We start from the raw sequence: 25822 nt of genomic DNA on the forward strand, positions 1-25822 counted from the left end.
ATCTCGGCCAGTAACGAGCCGAGACTTCCGCAGCGGCCACGACGTCACACCTGACCAGCAGAAATGACACAAGAGGTTCGGAAAGAGAACGACCTCTAAAGCCGTGGAGCCGACCGCCCCAGCCACAGAGGGTGTCTCCCCGCTTCATGCCCGCAGCCGCCGAGCGCGCCGCCGGGCGCGGCCAGCCGGGGCGCAGACAGGAGGCGGGCCGCGCCGCAGAGGCGGCGCGCGCCCGCGCCGTGCGCGGGCCTTGAACCAGTAGAGAAAGTTTGAATCATGCTCGGGCCCCGGGTGGTTGATGCGGCTCGTGAGCCTGGCTCCTGCTGGTGCGTGGTGTAGAACCCTGGGCATGGGGAGTGAACGGCGGGAGCGGATGAAGACGCTCGGGGCACGTCTTCGCGGGCTTCGTGCAGAGGCCGGCATGACGGGTGCCGTGTTGGCGCAGCGGGCTGGAGTGGGACAGCCGACCGTGTCCAAAGTCGAGACCGGGCGCATGGTTCCGAGTGCTGATGTGCTTGACCGGCTCTCGCGGGCCCTCGACCTCGATGAGTCGACTGCGGGTGAAGTGCGTGATCTCTTGGCTGCGGTGGAGTCTGCGTCAGACACCGAGCAACCGGTCTCTGGTGGTGCTCCGGCTGGCCTGACGGTCGATGAAGAGGTTCGGTCCGCTCGCCTGGTGCGTTCGTTCCAATGTGTCGTTCTCCCGGCCATGCTCCAGAGTGCGGAGTACGCCCGGCACGTCTTTGAAAGCGCACCGAGGGCGACCCCGGAGAAAGTCGGCCGGGCTGTCGCTGCCCGTGTGGAGCGGCAGAGCGTCTTGTACGAGCCGGGGCGGGAGTCGGTGTTCGTGCTGACGGAAGCCGTGTTGCGGACCTGGCCGGGGAGTCCGGCTCTCATGCTGGCCCAGCTCGACCGGTTGCTGGCCGTCGAGAGTCTGAGCACTGTGCGCCTTGGGATCATCCCCTGGCGCCGACCGGTGCCGGTCTTGCCTCGCCACGGGTTCACGCTGTGCGATCAGCGGGCCGTCGTGGTGGAGAGCTTCAGCGGTGAGCGGGTCTCCGACGATGCCGACGAACTGGCCTCCTACGAGGAGACGTTCGGCCGCTTCGAGGAGGCTGCTGTCTTTGGTGAGGAGGCGCGGCACCTGCTGTTGCTGGTGATGAAGGAGTTCCGCGACTTGGGAGACACCCTCACTCCTTAGAGGAATAATTCCTCTCGATGCCTGGCCTGTTGGTGATGCATGGGAATACTCTGCCGCTGGGCTGTCTAGCCCCCTAGACGTAGGTGAGGAGAGTCCCATGCGTTCCAAGTGGTGCCGTGCCTTCCCCGGACTGGCTGAGGAAGTGGCACGGGCCCGTCACTTCGTCGCCGCCCTGCTGAGCGACCACGGTCCTGTCGACGATGCCGTCCTGGTCGTGAGCGAGCTCGCGACCAATGCCGTGCGGCACACGCTGAGCGGCACGGTCGGCGGCTGGTTCCTCGTGGTGATCGACTTCGGCGATGACCTCGTGCGCATCGAGGTGGTCGACCAGGGCGGCGAACACGTGCCGCAGCTGCGCGACGCGAGCACTCATGAAGAGGGCGGCCGCGGGCTGCAGATGATCGCGGCCTGCGCGAAGGACTGGGGCGTGAAGACCTGGCCCGAAGGGCGGTCCGTCTGGGCCGATCTCGCGCGGGAGGGCGTGTGACCACGCTCCGCCCGGTGTCGGGTCGTGGCTCCTTTGTGGGCGGTAGCGGGTGAGTCCTCGGGGTGTACCGCGGCGATTGGCCGACTTCTACGTGATCGGCGTTCAGTCGGGACGGCGCCTCCCGCCCATTCCGTCTAGGGCCCTAGACTCCTGGTTACTGCTAGGAGGTGAGGTCATGTCGGACGAGCTGCAACGGATCATGGCGATCGATGATCCGTACCGGCTTCTGCGCGAGGTCACGACTCGGTTGGCCGACGCGCAGCAAGAGGTGACCGAGCTGGCCCGGCTCCGGCGCCGTGTGGTGCAGGACCTCCATGCGCAAGGGCTGTCGTATGCGCAGATCGCGGCAAAGGCCGGGCTGAGTCGCGGGCGGATTCACCAGATCCGGCACACCGGGCCGGCGCCGGAAGGGGCCTTCCTCGGCAGGGGCGCCGTCACGGTCGCTACCCCGTTGCGTCGTGACGACGAACGCGGGCGGACGGTCGTTGCCGTGGACGACGTCAGTTCCGGCAAGCGTCTGGAAGACCTGGCGCGGTCGTACGGGCTCGACGTCACCTCGGAGCATGTGCCGGTGAGCGGTGAGATCGACCTCAACCGGGACGGCCTGGTCGTCGTCTGCGGGCCGCGCATGTCCCAGGAGATGTGGGAGACGTACGCGCAGGATCCCGTACTGCGCTGGGAGCGAGCGGAAGACGGGCCCTGGACCCTGGTGGACCGCCGTACCGGCGTCGTGTACCGGTCGGGCCAGGACAGTGAGCCGGCCCGCCCGTACGACGTCGGGTATCTCGGCAGGCTGTCACGCCCGGACGGCTCCGGTTCGCTGCTGGCCATCGCCGGTATCCACACGCAAGGCTCCCTCGGCGTCGTGCAGCTGCTCGCCTCCGACCTCAACGCGCTGTGGGGCCAGGTGGGGGACCACCGCTTCTCCACGCTGGTGGGTGTCGAGTACGACCCAGAGACCAGCGAACCACAGTCCGTCGAACTGCTCTGCCCTCTGTACCGGCACGACGAGGAGACAGCGGCGTGAGGGTCACCCTCTCCACGCTGCCTGCCGACCCGGACCGGGAAAACGAAGACTTCGCGGCCGCCGCTCCCGGCGCTGCCGTCCTCCTCGACGGTGCCGGCGTCGGCGGGGCCGAGACCGGGTGCGCGCATGGTGTCGCGTGGTTCTCGGCAACGCTGGGCGGCTTGCTGCTGCGCAGCATCACCACGCAGCCTGCCCGACCGCTCACCGACTGCCTGGCTGACTCCATCGGGCTCGTCCGGGCGCTGCACGAGGACAGTTGTGACCTGGCCTACCGGGCGAGTCCGACCAGTACGGTCGTCGCCGCACGGGCTGATGGGGAAGTCCTGGAGTACCTCGTTCTCGGTGACTCCTCGCTTCTCCTCGCCGGCACGGACGGAAGCATTGACGTGCGCACCGACCGGCGCCTGGACGAGGTGGGCAGGCGGCTGCGTGGGCCAGTCGACGCACTGCCCACCGGCTCCCCCGAACACTCCGCCGCACTGGCCGAGTTCCGGGACGCACTGACGGGGCTGCGCAACCGTCCGGGCGGCTTCTGGGTCGCCGGCCCCGATCCGCGGGCGGCCGAGCACGCCCTGGCAGGGGCGGTGCCGCTGTCGTACCTGGCGTCCGTCTCACTGCTGAGCGATGGCGCGACCCGGCTGGTCGACCGCTTCGAACTCATCGACTGGCAAAAGGCGTTGTCTGTACTCGACTCCTCCGGTCCGGACGAGCTGATCCGCCGCGTACGCGAAGCCGAAGCCGACGACCCCGACGGTCGACGTTGGCCGCGCGGCAAGGCGCGGGATGACGCCACCGTCCTGCACTGGGAGCTTCCCTAACGCCTTCGGGCGCCAAGACGGACTTGCATACCCCCCTAGACAGTTGACGGTGCGTCGGTTTACGGTGGGTGTCAACCCCCCTAGACAGTTGAGGGTGGGCCTCCCCTGGCTGTCTAGGGGGGTATTCAGTTCGCGTCACGCCGGTTGACCGGCGTCAACAACCCTGTGAGGTACAGAAATGCGTGTCATCCCCGTGGACACTTCGGGCGCGACGCTGCTCGTGACCAAGCTGCCCGAGGTCAAGGTCAGGGACCGGCAGACCGGAGAAGTCGCCGTGGACCCGGTGACCAACCAGCGCCTCATGGTCCTGGAGTTGGTGTTCATCGCGGCCGGCGGCTCGGACATGATGAAAGTCACCGTCCCCGAACAGGGCATCGGTGACGGCCTGGTGATGGGCGCGCCGGTCATCCTGTCCGGTCTGGTGGCCCGGCCGTGGGAGAGCGAGTTCGGCGGACGCGCCCGGCACGGCATCGCGTACCGTGCCGACGCCGTCATGGTCGACGCCCCGGCACCGGTGCGGGGCTGAGCGCCATGACCGACACCTTCCGGACTCTGTTACCCGTCTTGCTGGTCGTGGTCGCGCTGCTGGTAGTGCGCCGCCGTGTGCCGGTGCTGTTCTGGTGGCTCGTCGGATATCCCGTCGCCGTGCTCCGAGTGCTCGCCTCGTACCGCGCCACCATGGACGCGTGCGGGCTGACGGTCCCTGCCTCGGCCGTTCGCCGGGCCACCGCCCGGATGATCGGGCGGCAGGCGGCCCCCGTCCCTCCTCGCCACTCGTTCCCGCTGCCCACCGCGTCCGGGCTCGTGATGCGACTGCGCATGGCGGCCGGGCAGGCGCCCGAAGACTTCACCGCCTCGGCCGACCGGCTGCGGCACGCCTGGGGCGCCCACGCCGTGCACGTACGTCCCACGAAGCCGGGACGGCTCGAACTGCGGCTGGTCGGCTGGGACGTGCTCGCCGAGGTACGGCCCGCCCGGCGACGGTTGGCGACTGAACCGCTCTCGCTGCCGCTGGCACTGCGGGAGGACGGCGAGTGGCATGTACGGAATTTCCGCACCGTGCCACACGAACTCATCCTCGGCGCCACACAGTCCGGTAAGTCCGTCTACCTGCGCAACCTGCTGTGCGGCCTGGCCCGGCAACCGGTCGTGCTGGTCGGCATCGACTGCAAATGGGGCGTCGAACTGGCGCCCTTCGCGCCCCGCCTGTCCGCGCTCGCCGACCACCCGGACCGTGCGAACAATCTCCTCGACGTCCTGCTGGATGAGATGGAAGCACGGTTCCGCCTGATCGGGCTCTCGGGAGATGCCGGACCCGACTCCGTGCTCACCTCGGACGTGTGGGGACTGCCGGAATCCGTGCGGCCGGTGCCGGTCGTGGTCGTCGTGGACGAGGTGGCCGAACTCTTCCTCGCAGCGGGCAAGGACGAAGAGAAGCGCCGGGATGCCATGGTCACCAAGCTCATCCGTATCGCCCAGCTCGGCCGCGCGGCCGGCATCTACCTGGAGGTGTGCGGCCAGCGCTTCGGCTCCGAACTCGGCAAGGGGGCCACCATGCTGCGCGCTCAGCTGACCGGCCGGGTGTGCCACCGCGTCAACGACGAGTCGTCGGCGAACATGGCGCTCGCCGACATCTCCCCTGAGGCGGCACTCGCCGCAACCTCGATTCCCGCCGACCGGCCTGGTGTCGCCGTCGTCGGAGACTCTTCCGGCGGCTGGTCCCGAGTCCGCTCGCCCCACCTCACCCTCGATGACGCGGCAGCCGTCTGCCGCGACACCGCCGCCCTGGTTCCGGAACTCCCGCGGCTCGACTCCTTCCGGCCCGTCATCGAGTCGGCCGCGCCGTCCTCGTCCTCCGCCGCCGTGCCCGCCACCCGCCTGGCGACCGAGTAGCCGCATTCCCCCTTCTGCGGCCGGCGTGACCGTCTCGCGCCACGTCCCTACCCCGCCCATGCCCGAAACCGAGAGGAAGCCCATGCCCCGCCCCACCATCGCCGAGGTGAGCGCGCTGATCGCCGATCTGGCCGCGTTTCGGCAGGACCGGACCCCGGCCGACCACGCCGCGCTCATGCAACGCAAGGCGGACGTCCTGGAGCGCATCGCCGCCCACACCCCCGGTGACGCCGACGCCGCAGAGGTGGCCCGCCTCGCCCGTGAGCGCGCCGACGCCCTCAAGCCCGCCGACTGAGCGAGCGGAAGGAGTCGATCCGATGCGAGCCCACTTGGCCCGCGTGGACGCTGTGATCGTTCAAGCCGTCATCGCGGGCGCCCTGTCCTTTTCACACCTGCACGACCTGGCCGAGGCAGCCGGACAGAACGGCTGGAAGGCATGGGCCTACCCCGTCAGCGTCGACCTGCTGCTGGTAGCCGCTTGGCGCCGGATGAGGCAGTTGCAGCGAGCGGGACAGGCGGCAGGCGGCCCGCGACTGTGGTTCCTCATCGCCCTGGCCGCCTCCCTCGGCGCCAACGTGGCCACCGCTGGGCTCCTCGACCTGGACGACGTCCCCGCCTCGCTCCGCGTCGTGGTCGCCGGCTGGCCCGCCGTCGCCTTCTTCGGCGGAACGCTTCTGGCCCACGCACCACACCTCCCGGAAGCGCCGACCGTCCCGGCCTCGCGGACGGGGGACACGGAGCCACGCCCTGCTCCGGCCACTGACGACACGACCGACCGAGAAGCGCTCCCGGCGCCGCTCACCGAGCCTGAGCCCGTCCCCAAGCCCATCGCCGCCGAACCGGTGGCCACCTCGACCCCGGTGCCCGCTCCCGCCGTTGCTCTGCCGCCTGCCCTGGTCGACCGCGTCCGGGCCATGGCCGAGGAACACCGCTCGACCACCGGCCGCCCCGCCGACCCCGACGCCGTACGCGTCCGGCTGGGTCTGCCTCCCTCCATGACCGCATCCGTCGCCGCTCACCTCTGAGAGAGGAGCACCACCGTGAACCCGCGCTTCCGCAACGTCCGTCGCATCGGCCCCGTGAACGTCGCCTCGTACATCCACCGCGGCCGGCACCGGCACCTGGCCGCCTGCACCGCGCCCCGCTGCGACTTCTCCGCCGAGTACGACAGCCGCGCCGCCGCCGAACTCGCCGCCCGTACCCACCGCTGCTCGGCCTGACAGGAGACCACCGCCATGGACGTTCCGCTCTGGCTCGCCCTGCTCGTCGTCGGGGTCCTCGGCATCAAGCTCATCCGCCCGCCCTGGTGGCTCATCGCCGCACTGCTGCTCGGCGGCTACCTCCTCGCCGACAGCCTGCTGGCCCCCGTCATCGACATCGTCGTCAAGTAACCACGAAGGGAGACCCGCTGATGTTCCGGCCGAAGATCCCCACCATGCCCCAACCGACCGGTCTGGTTGCCCCGCCCACCGCTGTCGCCCCGCCCACCGCTGTCGCCCCGGCCGCCGTTGTGGAGCCGACCGCCGTCACCCCGGCCGTCCCGGCTCCGGTGCCCCCGGCACCGTCCTGTCCGGCCGTCCAGCTCACCCCGGGCACCGCGCTCGCCCTCGTCGGGGGCGGCGCCGCCGTGGTCCTGGTCGTCGGCGCCGTGCTGGTCTCCATGCTCCTCGCCGTCGCCATCACCGCCACGTCCGTGGCCGTGTGCGCCGTCGTCATGCGCTCTCTTCTGAGCCGCCGCTGACCCGCTCGTCTCTGGCCCGCCCGCCCAGCTTGCCTGCACTGTCTAGCCCCCTCGACAAGCCGGGCGGGGGTGCCTGCGCACAGGGAACCCCCGACTTCTCTGCAAGGAGGAAACCGCACATGCAGTCCATGGCTCCGGCCGGAGCCGTCCGCCACCTGGTGTCCCTCGCCCGGTATGGCGACCTGAGCGCCTACGCCCGACAGATCCAGCGCCTTGGCGGCTGCGAGCGACCCGTACGGATGGAAGGCCACCGGCTCGACGTCCACGCCGCCACGGGCGAGATCGTCCGCGAGATCGCCGACCGGGACCTTCCGGCCGGGCAACTCCTCATCCGCTGCAACAACCGCCGGGCCACCCGGTGCGCCACCTGCGCCGAGGTGTACCGCAAAGACACCTTCCACCTCGTCACGGCCGGCCTGAGCGGCGGCAAAGGCATCAGCCCGGCCGTCGCCCAACACCCCCGCGTCTTCGCCACCTTCACGGCCCCGTCCTTCGGGCCCGTCCACAACCGCCCCGGCGGCGGCCGGTGCCGCTGCGGACGCCTCCACGCGAACGATGACCCCGCTCTGGGCACGCCCTTGGACCCGGACCGCTACGACTACCGCGCGGCTGTCCTGTGGAACGCGCACGCCGGGGCACTGTGGGGCCGCTTCACCACCTACCTGCGCCAACAGCTCGCCTCCCGCGCGGGCATCGGCCGCTCGGCACTGCGCCACTGCCTCAAGGTCTCGTACGCCAAGGTCGCCGAGTACCAGCGGCGCGGCGCCGTCCACTTCCATGCCGTCATCCGCCTCGACGGACCCGACGGCGCCGAGGACGCCCCTCCACCCTGGGCCACGACCGACCTGCTCACCGACGCGATCCGCGCGGCGGCCCGCCTCGCCGAGACACCCGGCCCGGTCCTCGACGGCCACGCGTACGCCTTCCGCTTCGGCGAACAGCTCGACATCCGCCCCATCCGCTCGGCTGACTTCGCGGGCACCTCGGAACTGTCCAGCCGCGCCGTGGCCGCCTACATCGCCAAGTACGCCACCAAGGGCGCCGAGACCGCGGGCACCCTCGACCGCCCCATCCGTAACCCGATCACGGACCTGATCGGCTCCGGCGTCACCGACCACGCCCGGCGCATGATCCTCACCTGCTGGCACCTCGGCGCCCTGCCCGAACTCGAAGACCTGCGCCTGCGCAAGTGGGCCCACATGCTCGGCTTCCGCGGCCACTTCTCCACCAAGTCCCGCGCCTACTCCGTCACCCTCGGCGCCCTCCGCCAGGAACGCGCCGACTACAACGAAGCGCTCACCCGCGAACGCGCGGCTGAAGCCGGCCACCCGCTGCCCGACCCGGACACCGTCCTCGTCCTCTCTCACTGGCGCTTCGCCGGAACCGGGCTGACCGCCGCAGAGGCCTGGTTCGCAACCTCACGCCGACCCACCCTCGACACGGAAGGAGACTCCGCATGGACCGCCGACGAGACGAACTGATGACTGTCCCGCAGGTTCTCGCCGAGCTGGGCGGGGTCTCCCGTCGCACTTTCTACCGTTGGCGGGAGCTGGGGCAGGCGCCGGAAGCGATCAAGCTTCCGAACGGCGAGCTCCGCTTCTGGCGCAGTGACTTCACCGCGTGGCTTCACGGGCTGGGGGAGGCGGCGTGAAGTCGCACGACGTGAAGGTGTGGAGCATTCGCAAGCGGCCCTACAAAACGCCGTCGTACGACGTGCGGTGGAAGGTCGGCGACGCTTCGCCGTTCTCCGAGACCTTCCGGACCAAGGCGCTCGCTGACAATTTCCGTGCGCAGTTGCTCCGGGCTGCACAGAAGGGGGAGGCCTTCGACACGGAAACCGGTCTGCCGGACTCCATGGCACCGGTCAAAGAGTCCCTTACCTGGTATGACTTCGCACGGGCGTATGTGGCCATGAAGTGGCCGTACGCGGCTCCGAACTCCCGCGACAGCCTGAACGAGACGATGACGCTCGTCACAACTCAGCTCCTGGGCGACCGCCCCGGTCGTCCGGCAGACGATGTGTTGCGGCGGGCCCTCCGCGGATGGGCGTTCGTCCTCCAGACCGAGGACGAGAACACCCCGCCGGTAGACATCGCGAACGCCCTCCGGTGGGTAGGCAAAGCTTCGCTGCCCCTGACGACGCTCAAGAACCCGGCAGACATTCGCAGCGTCCTCGACTCGCTCAAGCTCACCCTTTCCGGTGCCCCGGCGGCTGCTGAGACGGTGCGGCGCAAGCGGGCCGTCCTCTTCAACGCCCTGGCGTATGCGGTCGAGTTGGGGGAGCTGCCGGAGAACCCGGTCACGCTCGTGAAATGGAAGCTTCCCAAGGTGACCAAGGAAGTGGACCGCCGAGTCGTGGTGAACCCTCGACAGGCGGCCGAGCTCCTTGCGGCTGTCTCGTACGTCGGTGGCTACCGTCGGGCCCGTGGGCGCCGACTCGTCGCACTCTTCGCCTGTATGTACTTCGGTGGGCTGCGGCCGGCGGAAGCCGTGGCCCTGCGTCGCCCGGATTGCACACTGCCGGACACGGGGTGGGGCTCGTTGATCTTGGAGAAGAGTCGTCCTACGGTCGGCAAGCGTTGGACCGGAACGGGGGAAGTGCACGACAACCGCGGTCTCAAGAACCGGCCCGCGAACGAGACCCGCATCGTTCCGATTCCGCCCCGCCTCGTTCGCATGCTCCGAGCTCACATTGAAGAATTCGGCACGGCTCTGGACGGCCGGTTGTTCGCCAACGAACGCGGGGGAGTGGTCGCCTCGACGACGTACTGGCGTGTCTGGGACGAGGCGCGGCACCTGGCGCTTACACCTGAGCAGGTGGCCTCGCCGCTGGCTGCTCGGCCGTACGACTTGCGGCACGCCGCGCTCTCCTCCTGGCTCAACGCCGGCGTGGACCCCACCGAGGTTGCGGAGCGCGCGGGCAACAGCGTCGAAGTGCTCCTGAGCCGGTATGCCAAGTGCCTCGACGGCCGCCAGGACGTCGCCAACCGTCGGATCGCTGAACTCCTCGGCGAGGGCGACGATCAAGAAGACGCGCACGGCGACGGAACCTGATCCCGACACACCCCCGACACATGCACCTGCGGCATGATGGCCCCTGAACCACAGTCCGGGGGCCTCGTCGTTTCCCGGGTCTGACCTGCGGATTCTTGCTCTGCGGCCAGTCCACGCATAGTCCACAGCACCTGACATACGGCCGCTCCGAGTGGCACACGGCTGCACAAACGCGAAGACCCCGGCTTCAGCGTTTCCGCTGATGACGGGGTCTTTAGGCACCTCACAAGGGGTGCCCCCGGCAGGATTCGAACCTGCGCACACGGCTCCGGAGGCCGTTGCTCTATCCCCTGAGCTACGGGGGCGTGTCGGTCGCGGTGATCGCGGCGACGGGTAGAACACTACCAGTTCCGGTGGGGTGGTCATGAACCCGTTTTCCGGGTGGGCGGGCGGTCGGTTCGGAGTGCGGGGAGTCGCCCGTGCGGGGCGGAAGTGGGGAAACGCCGGACGCGGTGGCCGGTCCGCACCTACTCTCGAGTTGTGCCAGGCGCGTCGAGCCGGGTCCTTGTTGTGGACGACAACAAGGTCATCCGGCAGTTGATCAGGGTCAACCTCGAGCTGGAGGGCATCGAGGTCGTGACCGCGGCCGATGGTGCCGAGTGTCTGGAAGTCGTCCATCAGGTGCAGCCCGACCTCGTCACCCTCGATGTCGTCATGCCGCGGCTCGACGGGCTCGGGACGGCCGCTCGGCTGCGTGCCGATCCCCGTACGCGTGATCTCCCGCTCGTCATCGTGAGCGCCTGTACCCAGTGCGAGGTCGAGAGCGGGCTCGAGGTCGGTGTGGACGCCTTCCTCGCCAAGCCCTTCGAGCCGGGGGAACTCGTCCGGCTCGTCCGGCAGTTGATCGTGGGGCGGCGTGGGGATGGCGCGGATCGCCTCGGGCGCGTTCGCGGGCCCGGGGACGCCGAGCCGGCCGCCGGGCACGCCGGCGGCTGAGAGCGGCGGTGCCCGAAGGCCGGCGGGGCCGTCCACATCCCGGAATCGCCGGTCAACCCGTTCGCCTACCCACCCCCCTCCTCCCCTACGCTTGTCCCGTGACCCCCGTCGAGCTCTCCCGCACCGTGCTGCACGCGGTGCGCCGTGCCGTCGACGAGGGGGAGCTGGCGGTGGCGGTGCCCGTGCCCGAGCGGGTCGTGGTCGCGCCTCCCGGGCCCGGTGGGTGCGGTGACTACGCCACCAACGTCGCCCTCCAGCTCGCCCGCCCGGCCGGCCAGCCGCCTCGGCGTGTGGCCGAAATCCTCCGGCCGCACCTGCTGCGCAGCGGCGGCATCACCGACGTCGTCGTCACCGGACCGGGGTTCCTCAACATCAGCCTGCGGAGCGGCGCCCCCGCCGCCCTCGTCCACGAGGTCCTGCGGCGCGGTCCCCGGTACGGACATTCCGACGCCCTCGCCGGGCAGGTCGTCCGACTCCACGCGCCCCGCGAGGTCCGGGCCGTCGTCCATCTCGACGTCCTCTCCCGCCTCCTCCGTTCCCAGGGCGCCCTGGTTCGCGCCACGTGCGAGGGCTCGCCCGCGGCGGAGTGGGGAAGCGTCCTGGGCGTCGTCCTCCGTATGGACGGCCATGGCGGCCATGGCGGACCCGCGGATCACGTCTCCGTCGGAGACGACATCGGCATCCGGGACCACGTCGACGTCCGGCCCGTCCCCGCGCCCGCCGACCCGCTTCCCCTCGGCCGGGACGCCGCCCGGTGGGCCCTGCTGCACCCCGCCCCGCACGACCGGCCCCGGATCAGTGACGCGCACCTGGTGCAGCGCGAGAGCAACCCGCTCTTCCGCGTCCGGTACGCCCACGCCCGCACCCGGGCCCTCCTCCGTAACGCCGTCGACGTCGGATTCGCCCCTGAGCCCGGGCCCGAAGCGGCAGACGCCCAGCCGCTGCTTCAGGTCCTCGCCGACCACCCCCGCATCCTCGCGGGCGCCGCCACCCACCGCGCGCCCGACCGGCTCGCCCGGCATCTGGTCACCGTCGCCGACGCCGTGCTGCCCCTGCTCCCCGCCGTGCTGCCCCTCGGTGAGGAGAAACCCTCGGCCGCCCACCGTGCCCGGCTCGCCCTCGCCGAAGCCGCCGGGACGGTGCTGGCCGGCGGCCTGTCCCTGCTCGGCATCGACGCACCCGATCACCTCTGAGAGAGTCCAGAGAGACACCGACATGAGCCGTTCCGCACACCCCGCCGGGCCCCGTCACGCCGACGTCCTTCCCGAGGGGCACTACTCCGCACCGCCCGCCGACCTCAACGCGCTCGACCCCAAGGTGTGGTCCGAGACCGTCACGCGGAACCAGGACGGTGTGCTCACCGTCGGCGGGATCGACGTCAAGCGGCTCGCCGAGGAGTTCGGCACCCCCGCCTACTTCCTCGACGAGGCCGACTTCCGGGCCCGGGCGCGGGCCTGGCGTACCGCCTTCGGCGATGACGCCGACGTGTTCTACGCGGGCAAGGCGTTCCTGTCCCGGGCCGTCGTGCGGTGGCTGCACGAGGAGGGGCTGAATCTCGACGTGTGCTCGGGCGGTGAGCTGGCCACCGCGCTGTCCGCCGGGATGCCCGTCGAGCGCATCGCCTTCCACGGCAACAACAAGTCGTCCGCGGAGATCCGCCGGGCCGTCGAGGCCGGGGTCGGGCGGATCGTGCTCGACTCGTTCCAGGAGATCGTCCGGGTCGCGCACATCGCCCAGGAGCTCGGCAAGCGGCAGCGGGTGCAGATCCGTATCACCGTCGGCGTCGAGGCGCACACGCACGAGTTCATCGCCACCGCCCACGAGGACCAGAAGTTCGGCATCCCGCTGGCCGGCGGGCAGGCGGCCGAGGCCGTGCGGCGGGCGTTGCAGCTGGACGGGCTGGAGCTCATCGGGATCCACTCCCACATCGGGTCGCAGATCTTCGACATGTCCGGGTTCGAGGTCGCCGCGCACCGGGTGGTGGGGCTGCTCAAGGACATCCGGGACGAGCACGGGGTCGAACTGCCCGAGATCGACCTCGGGGGCGGGCTCGGCATCGCGTACACGAGCGACGACGATCCCCGTGAGCCGCACGAGATCGCCAAGGCGCTGACCGAGATCGTCACCCGGGAGTGCGACGCCGCGCGCCTGACGACCCCCCGGATCTCCGTCGAGCCGGGGCGCGCCATCGTCGGGCCCACCGCCTTCACGCTCTACGAGGTCGGCACGGTCAAGCCGCTCGACGGGCTGCGGACGTACGTCTCCGTCGACGGCGGGATGTCGGACAACATCCGCACCGCGCTGTACGACGCCGAGTACAGCGTCGCCCTCGTCTCCCGCAGCTCCGAAGCCGAGCCGATGCTGTGCCGCGTCGTCGGCAAGCACTGCGAGAGCGGTGACATCGTGGTGCGTGACGCCTTCCTGCCGGGGGACCTGGCACCGGGTGACCTCATCGCCGTACCGGCGACCGGGGCGTACTGCCGGTCGATGGCCAGCAACTACAACCATGTCCTGCGGCCGCCGGTCGTCGCCGTCGGGGGCGGCGAGGCGCGCGTGATCGTGCGCCGGGAGACGGAGGAGGACCTCCTCCGTCTCGACGTCGGGTAGCCGGGGAGTCCGGCGCCCCACGCGCCGGGAAGATCTTCGGCCTGCCCGGTGCAGAGAAATGAAATAGACGTCTCACGATCCGGACCAGGGGCAGAAAGTCCCGTTCGGTGAGTGAGACTGGTGCAACCGAGACGGTAATCAGGAAACGAGGTCGGATGATGCGTACGCGTCCGCTGAAGGTGGCGCTGCTGGGCTGTGGAGTGGTCGGCTCAGAGGTGGCGCGCATCATGACGACGCACGCCGACGACCTCGCCGCCCGCATCGGGGCCCCGGTGGAGCTCGCCGGGGTCGCCGTGCGGCGGCCCGACAAGGTGCGTGAGGGCATCGACCCGGCCCTGGTCACCACCGACGCCACCGCCCTCGTCAAACGCGGTGACCTCGACATCGTCGTGGAGGTCATCGGCGGCATCGAACCCGCCCGGACGCTGATCACCACCGCCTTCGAGCACGGCGCCTCCGTCGTCTCCGCCAACAAGGCGCTGCTCGCCCAGGACGGCGCCGCGCTGCACGCCGCCGCCGACGAGCACGGCAAGGACCTCTACTACGAGGCCGCCGTGGCCGGCGCGATCCCGCTGATCCGGCCGCTGCGCGAGTCGCTCGCCGGTGACAAGGTCAACCGGGTGCTCGGCATCGTCAACGGCACCACCAACTTCATCCTCGACAAGATGGACACCACGGGCGCCGGCTACCAGGAGGCGCTCGACGAGGCCACCGCGCTCGGGTACGCCGAGGCCGACCCGACCGCCGACGTCGAGGGCTTCGACGCCGCCGCGAAGGCCGCCATCCTCGCCGGGATCGCCTTCCACACGCGCGTGCGCCTCGACGACGTCTACCGCGAGGGCATGTCCGAGGTCACCGCCGCCGACTTCGCCTCGGCGAAGGAGATGGGCTGCACCATCAAGCTGCTCGCCATCTGCGAGCGGGCCGGGGACGGGGCGTCGGTCACCGCGCGGGTGCATCCGGCGATGATTCCGCTCAGCCACCCCCTCGCCTCGGTGCGCGGCGCGTACAACGCCGTCTTCGTGGAGTCGGACGCCTCCGGGCAGCTGATGTTCTACGGGCCCGGCGCCGGTGGTGCGCCGACCGCCTCCGCCGTGCTCGGAGACCTCGTCGCCGTGGGCCGCAACCGGATCAGCGGGACGACCGGACCGGGCGAGTCCGCGTATGCCGCGCTGCCCGTCTCGTCGATGGGCGAGGTCGTCACGCGCTACCACATCAGCCTCGACGTGGCCGACAAACCGGGTGTTCTCGCCCAGGTCGCGACCGTGTTCGCGGAGCACGGTGTCTCGATCGACACGGTGCGCCAGCAGGGCAAGGACGGTGAGGCCTCCCTCGTCGTCGTCACTCACCGTGCGTCCGACGCGGCCCTCGGCGGGACCGTGGAGGCGTTGCGCAATCTCGACACCGTGCGTGGTGTCGCCAGCATCATGCGGGTTGAAGGAGAGTAACCAGCAATGACCCACCAGTGGCGCGGAATCATCGAGGAGTACCGGGACCGGCTGCCGGTCTCCGACACCACGCCGGTCGTGACGCTCCGTGAGGGCGGCACGCCGCTCGTGCCCGCGCAGGTGCTCTCCGAGCGCACGGGCTGCGAGGTGCACCTCAAGGTCGAGGGCGCGAACCCCACCGGGTCCTTCAAGGACCGCGGGATGACCATGGCCATCTCCAAGGCGAAGGAGGAGGGGGCCAAGGCCGTCATCTGTGCCTCCACCGGCAACACCTCCGCCTCCGCCGCCGCGTACGGGGTGCGCGCCGGGATGGTGTCCGCCGTGCTGGTGCCGCAGGGCAAGATCGCGCTCGGCAAGATGGGCCAGGCGCTGGTCCACGGCGCGAAGATCCTCCAGGTCGACGGCAACTTCGACGACTGCCTGACGCTGGCCCGCGCGCTGAGCGACAACTACCCCGTGGCGCTGGTCAATTCGGTCAATCCGGTGCGTATAGAGGGGCAGAAGACCGCCGCCTTCGAGATCGTGGACATGCTGGGCGACGCCCCCGACATCCATGTGCTGCCGGTCGGCAACGCGGGCAACATCACCGCGTACTGGAAGGGGTACAAGGAGTACGCCGCCGACGGCGTCGCCACCAGGACGCCCCGCATGTGGGGGTTCCAGGCGTCCGGCAGTGCCCCGATCGTGCGCGGCGAGGTCGTCAAGGACCCGTCGACCATCGCCACCGCCATCCGCATCGGCAACCCCGCCTCCTGGGACTTCGCGCTCGCCGCGCGGGACGAGTCCGGCGGCGCCATCGACGAGGTGACGGACCGTGAGATCCTGCGCGCCTACCGCCTGTTGGCCTCGCAGGAGGGCGTCTTCGTCGAGCCCGCGTCCGCCGCGTCGGTCGCCGGTCTGCTGAAGGCCGCCGAGCAGGGCAAGGTCGACCCGGGGCAGCGGATCGTGTGCACCGTCACCGGCAACGGCCTGAAGGACCCGGACTGGGCCGTCGCCGGCGCGCCGCAGCCGGTCACCGTCCCCGTCGACGCGGCGACCGCCGCCGAGCGGCTCGGTCTCGTCTAGCGCGAGCGGCCCTGCGAACCACGCGAGCGGTCCGCGGACCAGGCGAACGGTCTGCGGACCATGCGAACGGTCTGCGGGCCACGCGAACGGTCCGCGGACCACGCGGCCGGCCGGTCGGGTCACTCGGCAGTCCGGATCGCACCGCCTGCCGGATCGCACCGCCTGCCGCGCCATGCCGCCTGCCGCGCAGCGCGGTCCGGCGAGCCGGGTGCCGCGCCGGGCCACGCGGTCCGCGGAAACGCACGACAGCGGAACCACACCACCGCAGAAACGGCGTAAGGGTGCGCTCACCTGGGAAAGTCAATCCCAGGGGGTGCACAGGGGGCTTACGACACGCATCGTGCGCCTCCCGTGCGCCCTATGTCGCCACTGAACCTTCCTTCGATAGGCTGTACTGAACCCGCCCGCCGCATATGCCGCGGTAGTGCGTCGTCCCCGTGGTCCGGAAAGTGGCCCGGAGCGGCCCGGAAAGCGGTCGGCCACCCCGGTCGGCGGCGGCCCCAGGGTTTCGTACGTCATCGAATGTCCATCGAATGTCATTCGACAGTCCCGCAGCTCAAGGAGAGTCTTCGAGCGATGGCCGGTCCCGCGTTCCGCGCCGCCGCCGTCCGGGTGCGCGTCCCCGCCACCAGCGCCAACCTCGGCCCGGGCTTCGACGCCCTCGGCCTCGCGCTGGGCCTGTACGACGACGTGGTCGTCCGGGTGGCCGACTCCGGGCTGCACATCGACATCGCCGGCGAGGGCGAGGAAACCCTCCCGCGCGACGAGAGGCATCTGCTCGTACGCTCCCTGCGCACCGCCTTCGACCTGCTCGGCGGACAGCCGCGCGGCCTGGAGATCGTCTGCGCCAACCGCATTCCGCACGGCCGGGGCCTCGGCTCCTCCTCGGCCGCCATCTGCGCCGGAATCGTGGCCGCCCGCGCCGTGACGATAGGGGCCGACGCCAAGCTCGACGACACCGCGCTCCTCGAGCTCGCCACCGAGATCGAGGGCCACCCCGACAACGTCGCGGCCTGTCTGCTGGGTGGTTTCACCCTGTCCTGGATGGAGGGCGGCTCGGCCCGGGCGATCAGGATGGAGCCCGCCGATTCCATCGTTCCGGTGGTTTTCGTGCCGGGTAAGCCGGTCCTCACCGAGACCGCGCGCGGACTGCTCCCGCGCACCGTGCCGCATGTCGACGCCGCCGCCAACGCGGGCCGTGCCGCCCTGCTCGTCGAGGCCCTCACCAGGCGCCCCGAGCTGCTGCTGCCCGCCACCGAGGACCGCCTGCACCAGGAGTACCGCGCCCCGGCCATGCCCGAGAGCGCCGCCCTGGTGGAGCGGCTGCGGGGGGACGGGATCCCCGCGGTGATCTCCGGCGCCGGACCCACGGTCATGGCGCTGGCCGACGCGGACACCGCCGACAAGGTCGAAGCACTGGCCGGCACCGACTGGGCCGCCAATCGGCTCGGCCTCGACGCGCGGGGAGCGAGCGTGCTTCCGCTCGCCACGTGACACACGGTTGCCGGATTTGGAGAGGGGGAATGTTTGTTGGATCCGGTAGTGTTAATCTCAAGTCTGCACCCGACCCCACCATGGCGAGGTGCCTCGTGTCCCCGTCCGGGACAGACATTCTTCCGGGAGCCCCCCAAGCCGCACTGTGTTCTCTGCTTCGTATGCGGGCAGTACGTCGTACGCGGACACTGAACGGCCCGACGGTGGGGGCAACCCCTCTGGGGGAGCTCCGGAACCGGTGCGACCACGCCACGTGACACTGGGTGCCACGGCTCGAGGAAGCGCCATCACCAGATATCTCTTCCGCCGCTTAGGCGGACCACCGCCCCGGCACGGTTCACAGAGCAAGGACCGATGCCGGACAGCACAACCGGTCGCCGAGCCAGACAGGCCGACGTCCGCTCCAGGGAAGGACCCTTCGTGAGCGACACCACCGATCTGATGGGCGCACGTGTCGAGGAGACCGCTGCCGCGCCCGCCACGGACGCTTCCGCGCCTGCCACCGGTGCCGGCTCCCGGCGGCGCCGCGGTACCGGCCTCGAGGGCATGGTGCTGGCCGAGCTGCAACAGGTCGCATCCGGCCTCGGCATCAGGGGCACCGCGCGGATGCGCAAGAGCCAGCTGATCGAGGTCATCAAGGAGGCGCAGGCCGCCGGAGGCACCGCCCCGGCCAAGGCCGAGTCCGCCACCGAGACCAAGCCCAAGCGCCGCGCGACCTCCCGGACCCGTACGGGCGAGGCCGCCGAGAAGAAGGCCGGCGCCAAGGACGAGCAGGTCTCCGCCGAGAAGGCCGCGGCCCAGCAGCAGATCGAGATTCCGGGCCAGCCCTCCCCGAAGGCCTCCGCCCCGGCCGAGCAGGCCGAGGAGGCCGCTCCCACCGAGCGCCGCCGCCGCCGCGCCACCGCCGACGCCGGCGCCCCGGCCGCCCCGGCCGAGACGGTCACCGTCGAGGCGAAGGCCGAGCCCAAGGCCGAGACCGCCGCCCAGCAGCCGCAGCAGGGCGAGGCCAAGTCCGACCACGACGGTGGCGAGGGCCGCCGCCGCGACCGCCGTGAGCGCGGCCGTGACCGCGGCGACCGTGAGCGCGGTGACCGTGACCGCGGCGAGCGTGACCGCGGTGACCGTGACCGTGACCGTGGTGACCGCGGCGACCGCCGCAACAAGGGCGACGACCAGCAGCAGAGCCAGGGCGGCGGCCAGGGCCGCCAGCAGAGCCAGCAGGGCGGCGGCGGTCGTCAGGACGACGGTTACGACGACGACGGGAGTGGCCGCCGTGGCCGTCGCGGCCGCTACCGCGACCGCCGTGGCCGCCGAGGCCGCGACGACATGGCCGCCGAGCCGCAGATCACCGAGGACGACGTCCTGATCCCGGTCGCGGGCATCCTCGACATCCTCGACAACTACGCGTTCATCCGGACCTCCGGCTACCTGCCGGGCCCCAACGACGTGTACGTCTCCCTCGCCCAGGTCCGCAAGAACGGCCTGCGCAAGGGCGACCACATCACCGGCGCGGTCCGCCAGCCCAAGGAAGGCGAGCGGCGCGAGAAGTTCAACGCGCTGGTCCGCCTCGACTCCGTCAACGGCATGGCGCCCGAACACGGCCGCGGCCGCCCGGAGTTCAACAAGCTCACCCCGCTCTACCCGCAGGACCGCCTCCGCCTGGAGACGGACCCGGGCGTGCTGACCACCCGGATCATCGACCTCGTGTCGCCGATCGGCAAGGGCCAGCGCGGTCTGATCGTGGCCCCGCCGAAGACCGGTAAGACCATGATCATGCAGGCGATCGCCAACGCGATCACCCACAACAACCCCGAGTGCCACCTGATGGTCGTCCTCGTCGACGAGCGTCCGGAAGAGGTCACCGACATGCAGCGGTCGGTGAAGGGCGAGGTCATCTCCTCGACCTTCGACCGCCCGGCCGAGGACCACACCACGGTCGCCGAGCTGGCCATCGAGCGCGCCAAGCGCCTGGTGGAGCTGGGCCACGACGTCGTCGTCCTGCTCGACTCGATCACGCGTCTGGGCCGTGCGTACAACCTCGCCGCGCCGGCCTCCGGCCGCATCCTGTCCGGTGGTGTCGACTCGACCGCCCTGTACCCGCCGAAGCGCTTCTTCGGTGCGGCCCGCAACATCGAGGACGGCGGCTCGCTGACCATCCTCGCCACCGCCCTGGTGGACACCGGGTCCCGCATGGACGAGGTCATCTTCGAGGAGTTCAAGGGCACCGGCAACGCGGAGCTCAAGCTCGACCGGAAGCTCGCCGACAAGCGCATCTTCCCGGCGGTGGACGTCGACGCGTCCGGCACCCGTAAGGAAGAGATCCTGCTCGCTCCCGACGAGCTCGCCATCGTCTGGAAGCTGCGCCGGGTGCTGCACGCCCTCGACCAGCAGCAGGCGGTCGAGCTGCTTCTCGACAAGATGAAGCAGACGAAGTCGAACGCCGAGTTCCTGATGCAGATCCAGAAGACGACGCCGACGCCGGGCAACGGCGACTGACGTCCCGTCTCACGCCGAAGGGCCGCTCCCGCGAAGGGTGCGGCCCTTCGGCGTGCGGCGAGACCTTCGCCACAAGGTCTCCGGCCGGCGCCGAGGCCGAGCGGTACGTCCTCCTCCGCTGAAACCGCAGGTCAGTGAGGCTTTCGCGACCTCCCTCCGGAACGTTTCCCTCTCCATCGCCCCCGGGCACGGCACAGAGTGCCGTGCAACCCTGTGCCGGGTTTCCCCGTCCGACCCGACGGCGGACGATGGGTGTCATGCAGGCCGTGACCGGCCTGGTCGGCGCCGAGTGCAGGGGGACCGCCGGAGATGAGCTGAGGAGCAGATGTCCGCTGAGAGCACCACAGGTCCGCGCCGTGGGGGCAAGGGGCAGCGCCGCAAACCGCGCGACGCACGGCCCGGGGGCAAGGGCCTGAAGGTCATGGCCTGGACCGCCGCGGGCATCGTCGTCCTGGGCGGCACCGGCGCCGGATACCTGTACTTCGAGCTCAACGGCAACCTCGAGAGCGTCGACATCGACCACGTCCTCGGCGCCGACCGGCCCGAGAAGGTGGACAACGGCTCCGAGAACATCCTCGTCCTCGGCTCCGACACCCGGGCCGGCGGCAACAAGGAGCTCGGCGGCGGCGCCGACGACGGCAGCGCCCGCTCCGACACCGCGATGATCGTGCACGTCTACGAGGGCCACAAGAAGGCCGGTGTCGTCTCCGTACCGCGCGACACCCTCATCGACCGCCCCGAGTGCACCGACACCGAGGGCGGCACGCACCCCGCGGCGCGCGGCGTGATGTTCAACTCCGCCTACTCCACGGGCGGCGCGGCCTGCGCGGTGAAGACCGTCGAGTCGATCACCGACCTGCGCATGGACCACTACCTGGAGGTCGACTTCAGCGGCTTCCAGACGCTCATCGACGACCTCGGCGGCGTCGAGGTCACCACCACCGAGGACATCGAGGACCCCGGCAGCCACCTCGACCTCGCGGCCGGCACCCACCGGCTCGACGGCGAGCAGGCCCTCGGCCTGGTCCGCACCCGGCACGGCGTCGGCGACGGCTCCGACCTCGGCCGCATCCAGCTCCAGCAGGCCTTCGTCAGGGCCCTCGTCCAGCAGGTCGGGGAGGTCGGCGTCTTCACCGACCCCAAGAGGCTGTACGACCTCGCCGACAGCGCCACCAAGGCCGTCACCACCGACTCCGGCCTGGGCTCGGTGAACGCCCTGATGTCCTTCGCCAACGGCCTGAAGGGCATCGGCCCCGCCCACCTGCACATGGTCACCATGCCGGTCCGGTACGACCCGGCCGACCTCAACCGCGTCCTGCCCCTGACGGACAAGGCCCAGCTGGTCTGGGACGCCCTACGGAACGACGAGCCGATCCCGAAGAGCGCCACCGAGGACACGGCCGCGGGTGAGGCGAAGGGTGTCGTGAACACCACGTAGGGGCGCGGGGAACCGCGCGAACGACTCCCAGCGGCCCGCAGGGAACAATCGGCGGCAACCCCCGGTTTTGGGAGAGGGCCCCAGTCCTGGCAGACTGGTACGTCGGCTCCGGTTCACGCCTCCGCACCCCGCGGCAGCGACCCGGCGCCCTCCCGAAACCTAGGAGACACCTTGAAGCGCGACATCCACCCCGAGTACGTCGAGACGCAGGTCAGCTGCACCTGCGGCGCGTCGTTCACCACCCGCAGCACGATCTCCTCCGGTGCCATCCGCGCCGAGGTCTGCTCCGAGTGCCACCCGTTCTACACGGGCAAGCAGAAGATCCTCGACACCGGTGGCCGTGTGGCCCGCTTCGAGGCCCGCTTCGGCAAGGCCGCCGGCTCCAAGAAGTAGCGAGCCTCCTAGGGCCTGCCCGGCGGATCCTGTCGGAGACGCGGGGCCTGGCACGCACTTCTGCGGCGTTGTCGTCAGTCTCCCCCACTTTCGGCTTCGCTCAAGCGGGAGGGACCCCGATCGCTCCGCGTCGACTCCTTCCTCCGCCTTGCAGCTGCACGCACCAGGCCCCGCTCACCGGCACTAAGAGGTACGGCGGATCTCCTCCGACCTGATCCGCCGGGCAGGCCCTAGCGCCGGTCCACGGCCGCGTCCCCGCCCGGGGGCAGGCCGGGACCGGCGTTTTTGGTCGCCCGCCCCTTCACCCACGTACCAGCAGGAGCCCAAGATGTTCGAGGCCGTCGAGGAACTCGTCGCCGAGCACGCCGACCTGGAGAAGAAGCTCGCCGACCCGTCGGTCCACGCCGACCAGGCCAACGCGCGCAAGCTGAACAAGCGGTACGCCGAGCTCACCCCGATCGTCGCCACGTACCGCTCCTGGAAGCAGACGGGCGACGACATCGAGACCGCGCGCGAACTGGGCGCCGACGACCCCGAATTCGCCGCCGAGGTCAAGGACCTGGAGCGGCACCGCGACGAGCTCACCGAGAAGCTGCGCCTGCTGCTGGTCCCGCGCGACCCCAGCGACGACAAGGACGTCATCCTCGAGATCAAGGCGGGCGCGGGCGGCGACGAGTCCGCCCTGTTCGCCGGCGACCTGCTGCGCATGTACCTGCGCTACGCCGAGCGCGTCGGCTGGAAGACCGAGATCATCGACGCCACCGAGTCCGAGCTGGGCGGCTACAAGGACGTGCAGGTCGCCGTGAAGGCCCGCGGCCAGATCGAGCCCGGACAGGGCGTGTGGGCGCGGCTGAAGTACGAGGGCGGCGTGCACCGCGTGCAACGCGTGCCGGCCACCGAGTCCCAGGGCCGTATCCACACCTCCGCGGCGGGCGTCCTGGTGACCCCCGAGGCGGAGGAGGTCGACGTCGAGATCAACCCGAACGACCTGCGCATCGACGTCTACCGGTCCTCCGGGCCGGGCGGGCAGTCCGTCAACACCACCGACTCCGCCGTGCGCATCACGCACATCCCGACCGGAGTGGTCGCTTCCTGCCAGAACGAGAAGAGCCAGCTGCAGAACAAGGAGCAGGCACTGCGTATCCTGCGCTCCAGGCTGCTGGCCATGGCGCAGGAGGAGGCGGAGAGGGAGGCCGCCGACGCCCGTCGCAGCCAGGTCCGTACCGTCGACCGCTCCGAGAAGATCCGCACGTACAACTTCCCGGAGAACCGTATCTCGGACCACCGCGTCGGCTTCAAGGCGTACAACCTGGACCAGGTCCTGGACGGCGACCTCGTCGCGGTGATCCAGGCCTGCGTCGACGCGGACTCGGCCGCCAAGCTCGCCGCCGCGTGATGTCCGTACACAGTCCGGAGGGACCAGCGTGAACCTGCTGCTCGCCGAGGTGGCCCAGGCCACCCAGCGGCTCGCCGACGCCGGCGTTCCCTCGCCGCGCACCGACGCGGAGGAACTCGCCGCGTTCGTGCACGGCGTCAAGCGCGGCGAGCTGCACCACGTGAAGGACGCCGACTTCGACGCCCGGTACTGGGAGGTCATCGCCCGCCGTGAGGCCCGCGAACCGCTCCAGCACATCACCGGGCACGCCTACTTCCGTTACCTGGAACTCCAGGTCGGGCCCGGGGTGTTCGTACCGCGCCCGGAGACGGAGTCGGTGGTCGAGTGGGCCATAGACGCCGTCCGCGCGATGGACGTCGTCGAGCCGTGCATCGTCGATCTGTGCACCGGCTCGGGTGCCATCGCGCTGGCCCTCGCCCAGGAGGTGCCGCGCTCGCGCGTGTACGCCGTGGAGCTGTCCGAGGACGCCCTGCGGTGGACCCGCAAGAACATGGAGGGGTCACGGGTCGAGCTGCGCCAGGGAGACGCCCTGACGGCCTTCCCGGACCTCGACGGTCAGGTCGACCTGGTCGTCTCCAACCCGCCGTACATTCCGCTCACCGAGTGGGAGTACGTCGCCCCGGAGGCCCGCGACTACGACCCCGACCTGGCCCTGTTCTCCGGCGAGGACGGCCTCGACCTGATCCGCGGCCTGGAGCGCACCGCGCACCGGCTGCTGCGCCCCGGCGGGGTGGTCGTCGTGGAGCACGCCGACACCCAGGGCGGCCAGGTGCCGTGGATCTTCGCCGAGGACCGCGGCTGGACCGACGCCGCCGACCACCCCGATCTGAACAACCGCCCCCGGTTCGCCACCGCACGCAAGGCGTTGCCGTGAGCAGCCTGGATACTTCTACCCCCCAGCAGCACGTGTACGAGGAGGCCCGCTAGATGGCTCGGCGATACGACACCAACGACGCGACCGACCGCGCGACCGGTCTGCGCGAGGCCGCCTCCGCCGTCCGCCGTGGCGAGCTCGTGGTGCTGCCGACGGACACCGTGTACGGCATCGGCGCCGACGCGTTCACCTCGGAGGCCGTCGCCGACCTGCTCGACGCCAAGGGCCGGGGCCGCAACATGCCCACGCCCGTCCTCATCGGCTCCCCGAACACGCTGCACGGCCTGGTCACCGACTTCTCCGAGATGGCCTGGGAACTGGTCGACGCGTTCTGGCCGGGCGCGCTGACGCTGGTCGCCAAGCACCAGCCGTCCCTCCAGTGGGACCTCGGCGACACCCGTGGCACGGTGGCCGTCCGGATGCCGCTGCACCCGGTCGCGATCGAGCTGCTCACCGAGGTCGGCCCGATGGCCGTCTCGTCCGCCAACCTCACCGGCCACCCGGCGCCGGAGAACTGCGACGCGGCGCAGGAGATGCTCGGCGACTCCGTCTCCGTGTACCTCGACGGCGGGCCCACCCCGGGCAACGTGCCCTCCTCCATCGTCGACGTCACACGGCCCGTGCCCGTGCTGCTGCGCGAGGGGGCGATCTCGCCGGATGAGCTGCGCAAGGTCGTACCCGACCTCGAGGTGGCGAATTGACGGCCCCTGAAGCGGGGCGTGGCATAGGCAACGGGGAATCCAGCGCGGAGGTGACCACCACCTTCGGGTTTCCGCGCGACACCTTCCGCATCCTCCACGTCAGTACCGGAAACGTGTGCCGCTCGCCCATCACCGAGCGGCTGACCCGGCATTTCGTGAGCCAGCGGCTGGGCATCCTGGGCGGCGGGCTGATCGTGGAGAGCGCGGGCACCTGGGGTCACGAGGGCGCGCCCATGGAGGCCCACGCGGAGACCGTGCTGGGCGATTTCGGCGCGGACGCGACCGGGTTCGTGGGGCGGGAGCTGCTGGACGACCATGTCATCCGCGCGGACCTGGTGTTGACCGCTACGCGGGATCATCGGGCGCAGGTCATCTCCATGGGGCATTCGGCGGGGTTCCGGACCTTCACGCTGAAGGAGTTCACGCGGCTGGTGAACGCGATCGATCCGGCGACGTTGCCTCCGTTGGAGGACGGGCTGGTGATGCGGGCGCGGGCGTTGGTGCGGGCGGCCGCGGCGCTGCGGGGGTGGCTGCTGGCGCCCACGGCCGAGGCGGACGAGGTGTACGACCCGTACGGGGCGCCGTTGACGTTCTTCCGGTCGATCGGGGACGAGATATACGAGGCGCTGGATCCTGTGGTGACGGCGTTGACCGGGGTGGCTGCTCGGGCGTAGGCGGGTGGGTGCCGGGGTGGGTTCACAGGCCTCCGGCGTTGTTCCGCTGTGCCCACCCGTTCCGCTCTGCGGAACGACT

At 70.7% G+C, this 25822-nt stretch carries 27 protein-coding genes and 1 tRNA gene; 27 read left to right on the top strand and 1 reads right to left on the bottom strand.

The features are described from left to right. Positions 1–373: 373 nt before the first annotated feature. From IE178_RS29460 to IE178_RS29525, 14 genes are all read left to right on the top strand, one after another. The gene (locus IE178_RS29460; RefSeq protein WP_318280316.1) at positions 374–1201 is read left to right on the top strand and encodes a helix-turn-helix domain-containing protein; all 828 of its coding nucleotides are present in this window, start codon (positions 374–376) and stop codon (positions 1199–1201) included. Positions 1202–1298: 97 nt separating this feature from the next. Then, complete coding sequence (locus IE178_RS29465; protein ID WP_193514409.1) at positions 1299–1688, top strand: ATP-binding protein; 390 nt, start codon at positions 1299–1301, stop codon at positions 1686–1688. 175 nt (positions 1689–1863) lie between these two features. Continuing rightward, positions 1864–2715 carry a sigma factor-like helix-turn-helix DNA-binding protein gene (locus IE178_RS29470; RefSeq protein WP_193514410.1) on the top strand — a complete coding sequence of 284 codons (852 nt, stop codon included), beginning with the start codon at positions 1864–1866 and terminating at the stop codon, positions 2713–2715. Then, the gene (locus IE178_RS29475) at positions 2712–3533 is read left to right on the top strand and encodes an integrase (protein WP_193514411.1); all 822 of its coding nucleotides are present in this window, start codon (positions 2712–2714) and stop codon (positions 3531–3533) included. The genes IE178_RS29470 and IE178_RS29475 overlap by 4 nt, the downstream gene beginning before the upstream one ends. A 178-nt stretch (positions 3534–3711) precedes the next feature. Beyond that, positions 3712–4059, top strand: a complete 348-nt coding sequence (locus IE178_RS29480) for an SCO3933 family regulatory protein (RefSeq protein WP_193514412.1) — start codon at positions 3712–3714, stop codon at positions 4057–4059. Positions 4060–4064: 5 nt separating this feature from the next. Further along, on the top strand, positions 4065–5426 hold the full coding sequence (locus tag IE178_RS29485; protein ID WP_193514413.1) for an FtsK/SpoIIIE domain-containing protein: 1362 nt from the start codon (positions 4065–4067) through the stop codon (positions 5424–5426). A gap of 82 nt (positions 5427–5508) precedes the next feature. Beyond that, positions 5509–5721, top strand: a complete 213-nt coding sequence (locus IE178_RS29490; RefSeq protein WP_145868412.1) for a hypothetical protein — start codon at positions 5509–5511, stop codon at positions 5719–5721. A 22-nt stretch (positions 5722–5743) separates the two neighbouring features. Next, entirely contained in the window at positions 5744–6451 is a 708-nt protein-coding gene (locus IE178_RS29495; RefSeq protein ID WP_193514414.1) for a DUF2637 domain-containing protein, read from the top strand. Positions 6452–6466: 15 nt separating this feature from the next. Then, positions 6467–6646 (top strand): mobile element transfer protein, encoded by a 180-nt coding sequence (locus tag IE178_RS29500; protein ID WP_145868410.1) that lies wholly within the window; start codon positions 6467–6469, stop codon positions 6644–6646. A gap of 15 nt (positions 6647–6661) precedes the next feature. Next, complete coding sequence (locus IE178_RS29505; protein WP_193514415.1) at positions 6662–6817, top strand: hypothetical protein; 156 nt, start codon at positions 6662–6664, stop codon at positions 6815–6817. Between the two features lie 20 nt (positions 6818–6837). After that, complete coding sequence (locus tag IE178_RS29510; protein WP_193514416.1) at positions 6838–7167, top strand: SpdD-like protein; 330 nt, start codon at positions 6838–6840, stop codon at positions 7165–7167. Positions 7168–7286: 119 nt separating this feature from the next. Beyond that, entirely contained in the window at positions 7287–8648 is a 1362-nt protein-coding gene (locus IE178_RS29515; protein ID WP_193514417.1) for a replication initiator, read from the top strand. Further along, entirely contained in the window at positions 8624–8818 is a 195-nt protein-coding gene (locus tag IE178_RS29520) for a helix-turn-helix transcriptional regulator (RefSeq protein WP_193514418.1), read from the top strand. The genes IE178_RS29515 and IE178_RS29520 overlap by 25 nt, the downstream gene beginning before the upstream one ends. Continuing rightward, positions 8815–10221, top strand: a complete 1407-nt coding sequence (locus IE178_RS29525; RefSeq protein WP_193514419.1) for a tyrosine-type recombinase/integrase — start codon at positions 8815–8817, stop codon at positions 10219–10221. Before IE178_RS29520 ends, IE178_RS29525 begins: the two co-directional genes overlap by 4 nt. Before the next feature lie 233 nt (positions 10222–10454). Here IE178_RS29525 and IE178_RS29530 read toward each other — a convergent pair. Next, a tRNA-Arg gene (locus IE178_RS29530) sits at positions 10455–10526 on the bottom strand. 127 nt (positions 10527–10653) lie between these two features. Between IE178_RS29530 and IE178_RS29535 the strand changes: the two genes are divergently transcribed. The 13 genes from IE178_RS29535 (at position 10654) to IE178_RS29595 (ending at position 25743) form a co-directional block, all read left to right on the top strand. Next, on the top strand, positions 10654–11157 hold the full coding sequence (locus IE178_RS29535; RefSeq protein ID WP_193514420.1) for a response regulator: 504 nt from the start codon (positions 10654–10656) through the stop codon (positions 11155–11157). A 98-nt stretch (positions 11158–11255) separates the two neighbouring features. After that, on the top strand, positions 11256–12350 hold the full coding sequence (gene nrtL, locus IE178_RS29540; RefSeq protein WP_193514421.1) for an ArgS-related anticodon-binding protein NrtL: 1095 nt from the start codon (positions 11256–11258) through the stop codon (positions 12348–12350). A gap of 22 nt (positions 12351–12372) precedes the next feature. Then, a complete protein-coding gene (lysA, locus tag IE178_RS29545; protein WP_193514422.1) occupies positions 12373–13764 on the top strand; it encodes a diaminopimelate decarboxylase in 1392 nt (463 codons plus the stop codon). Between the two features lie 155 nt (positions 13765–13919). Continuing rightward, positions 13920–15212 (top strand): homoserine dehydrogenase, encoded by a 1293-nt coding sequence (locus IE178_RS29550; protein ID WP_184764573.1) that lies wholly within the window; start codon positions 13920–13922, stop codon positions 15210–15212. A gap of 6 nt (positions 15213–15218) precedes the next feature. Beyond that, positions 15219–16277, top strand: coding sequence for a threonine synthase (gene thrC / locus IE178_RS29555; protein ID WP_184817797.1), 1059 nt, complete (start codon positions 15219–15221; stop codon positions 16275–16277). Between the two features lie 576 nt (positions 16278–16853). Next, a complete protein-coding gene (thrB, locus tag IE178_RS29560) occupies positions 16854–17771 on the top strand; it encodes a homoserine kinase (RefSeq protein ID WP_193514423.1) in 918 nt (305 codons plus the stop codon). A gap of 420 nt (positions 17772–18191) precedes the next feature. Then, entirely contained in the window at positions 18192–20267 is a 2076-nt protein-coding gene (rho, locus tag IE178_RS29565) for a transcription termination factor Rho (RefSeq protein WP_193514424.1), read from the top strand. A gap of 325 nt (positions 20268–20592) precedes the next feature. Continuing rightward, the gene (locus tag IE178_RS29570; protein ID WP_193514425.1) at positions 20593–21705 is read left to right on the top strand and encodes an LCP family protein; all 1113 of its coding nucleotides are present in this window, start codon (positions 20593–20595) and stop codon (positions 21703–21705) included. Positions 21706–21876: 171 nt separating this feature from the next. Then, positions 21877–22098 carry a 50S ribosomal protein L31 gene (gene rpmE, locus IE178_RS29575; RefSeq protein WP_145867232.1) on the top strand — a complete coding sequence of 74 codons (222 nt, stop codon included), beginning with the start codon at positions 21877–21879 and terminating at the stop codon, positions 22096–22098. 328 nt (positions 22099–22426) lie between these two features. Beyond that, positions 22427–23494: a peptide chain release factor 1 gene (gene prfA / locus IE178_RS29580; protein ID WP_184764568.1), complete on the top strand. Its 1068-nt coding sequence runs from the start codon at positions 22427–22429 to the stop codon at positions 23492–23494. A gap of 28 nt (positions 23495–23522) precedes the next feature. After that, entirely contained in the window at positions 23523–24368 is an 846-nt protein-coding gene (gene prmC, locus IE178_RS29585) for a peptide chain release factor N(5)-glutamine methyltransferase (RefSeq protein ID WP_184764567.1), read from the top strand. Positions 24369–24421: 53 nt separating this feature from the next. Further along, positions 24422–25069, top strand: a complete 648-nt coding sequence (locus IE178_RS29590) for an L-threonylcarbamoyladenylate synthase (RefSeq protein ID WP_184764566.1) — start codon at positions 24422–24424, stop codon at positions 25067–25069. Next, positions 25066–25743, top strand: coding sequence for an arsenate reductase/protein-tyrosine-phosphatase family protein (locus IE178_RS29595; RefSeq protein ID WP_193514426.1), 678 nt, complete (start codon positions 25066–25068; stop codon positions 25741–25743). The genes IE178_RS29590 and IE178_RS29595 overlap by 4 nt, the downstream gene beginning before the upstream one ends. Positions 25744–25822: the final 79 nt, after the last annotated feature.

It is taken from the genome of Streptomyces griseoloalbus (assembly GCA_014650015.1).
Lineage (GTDB): Bacteria > Actinomycetota > Actinomycetes > Streptomycetales > Streptomycetaceae > Streptomyces > Streptomyces griseoloalbus.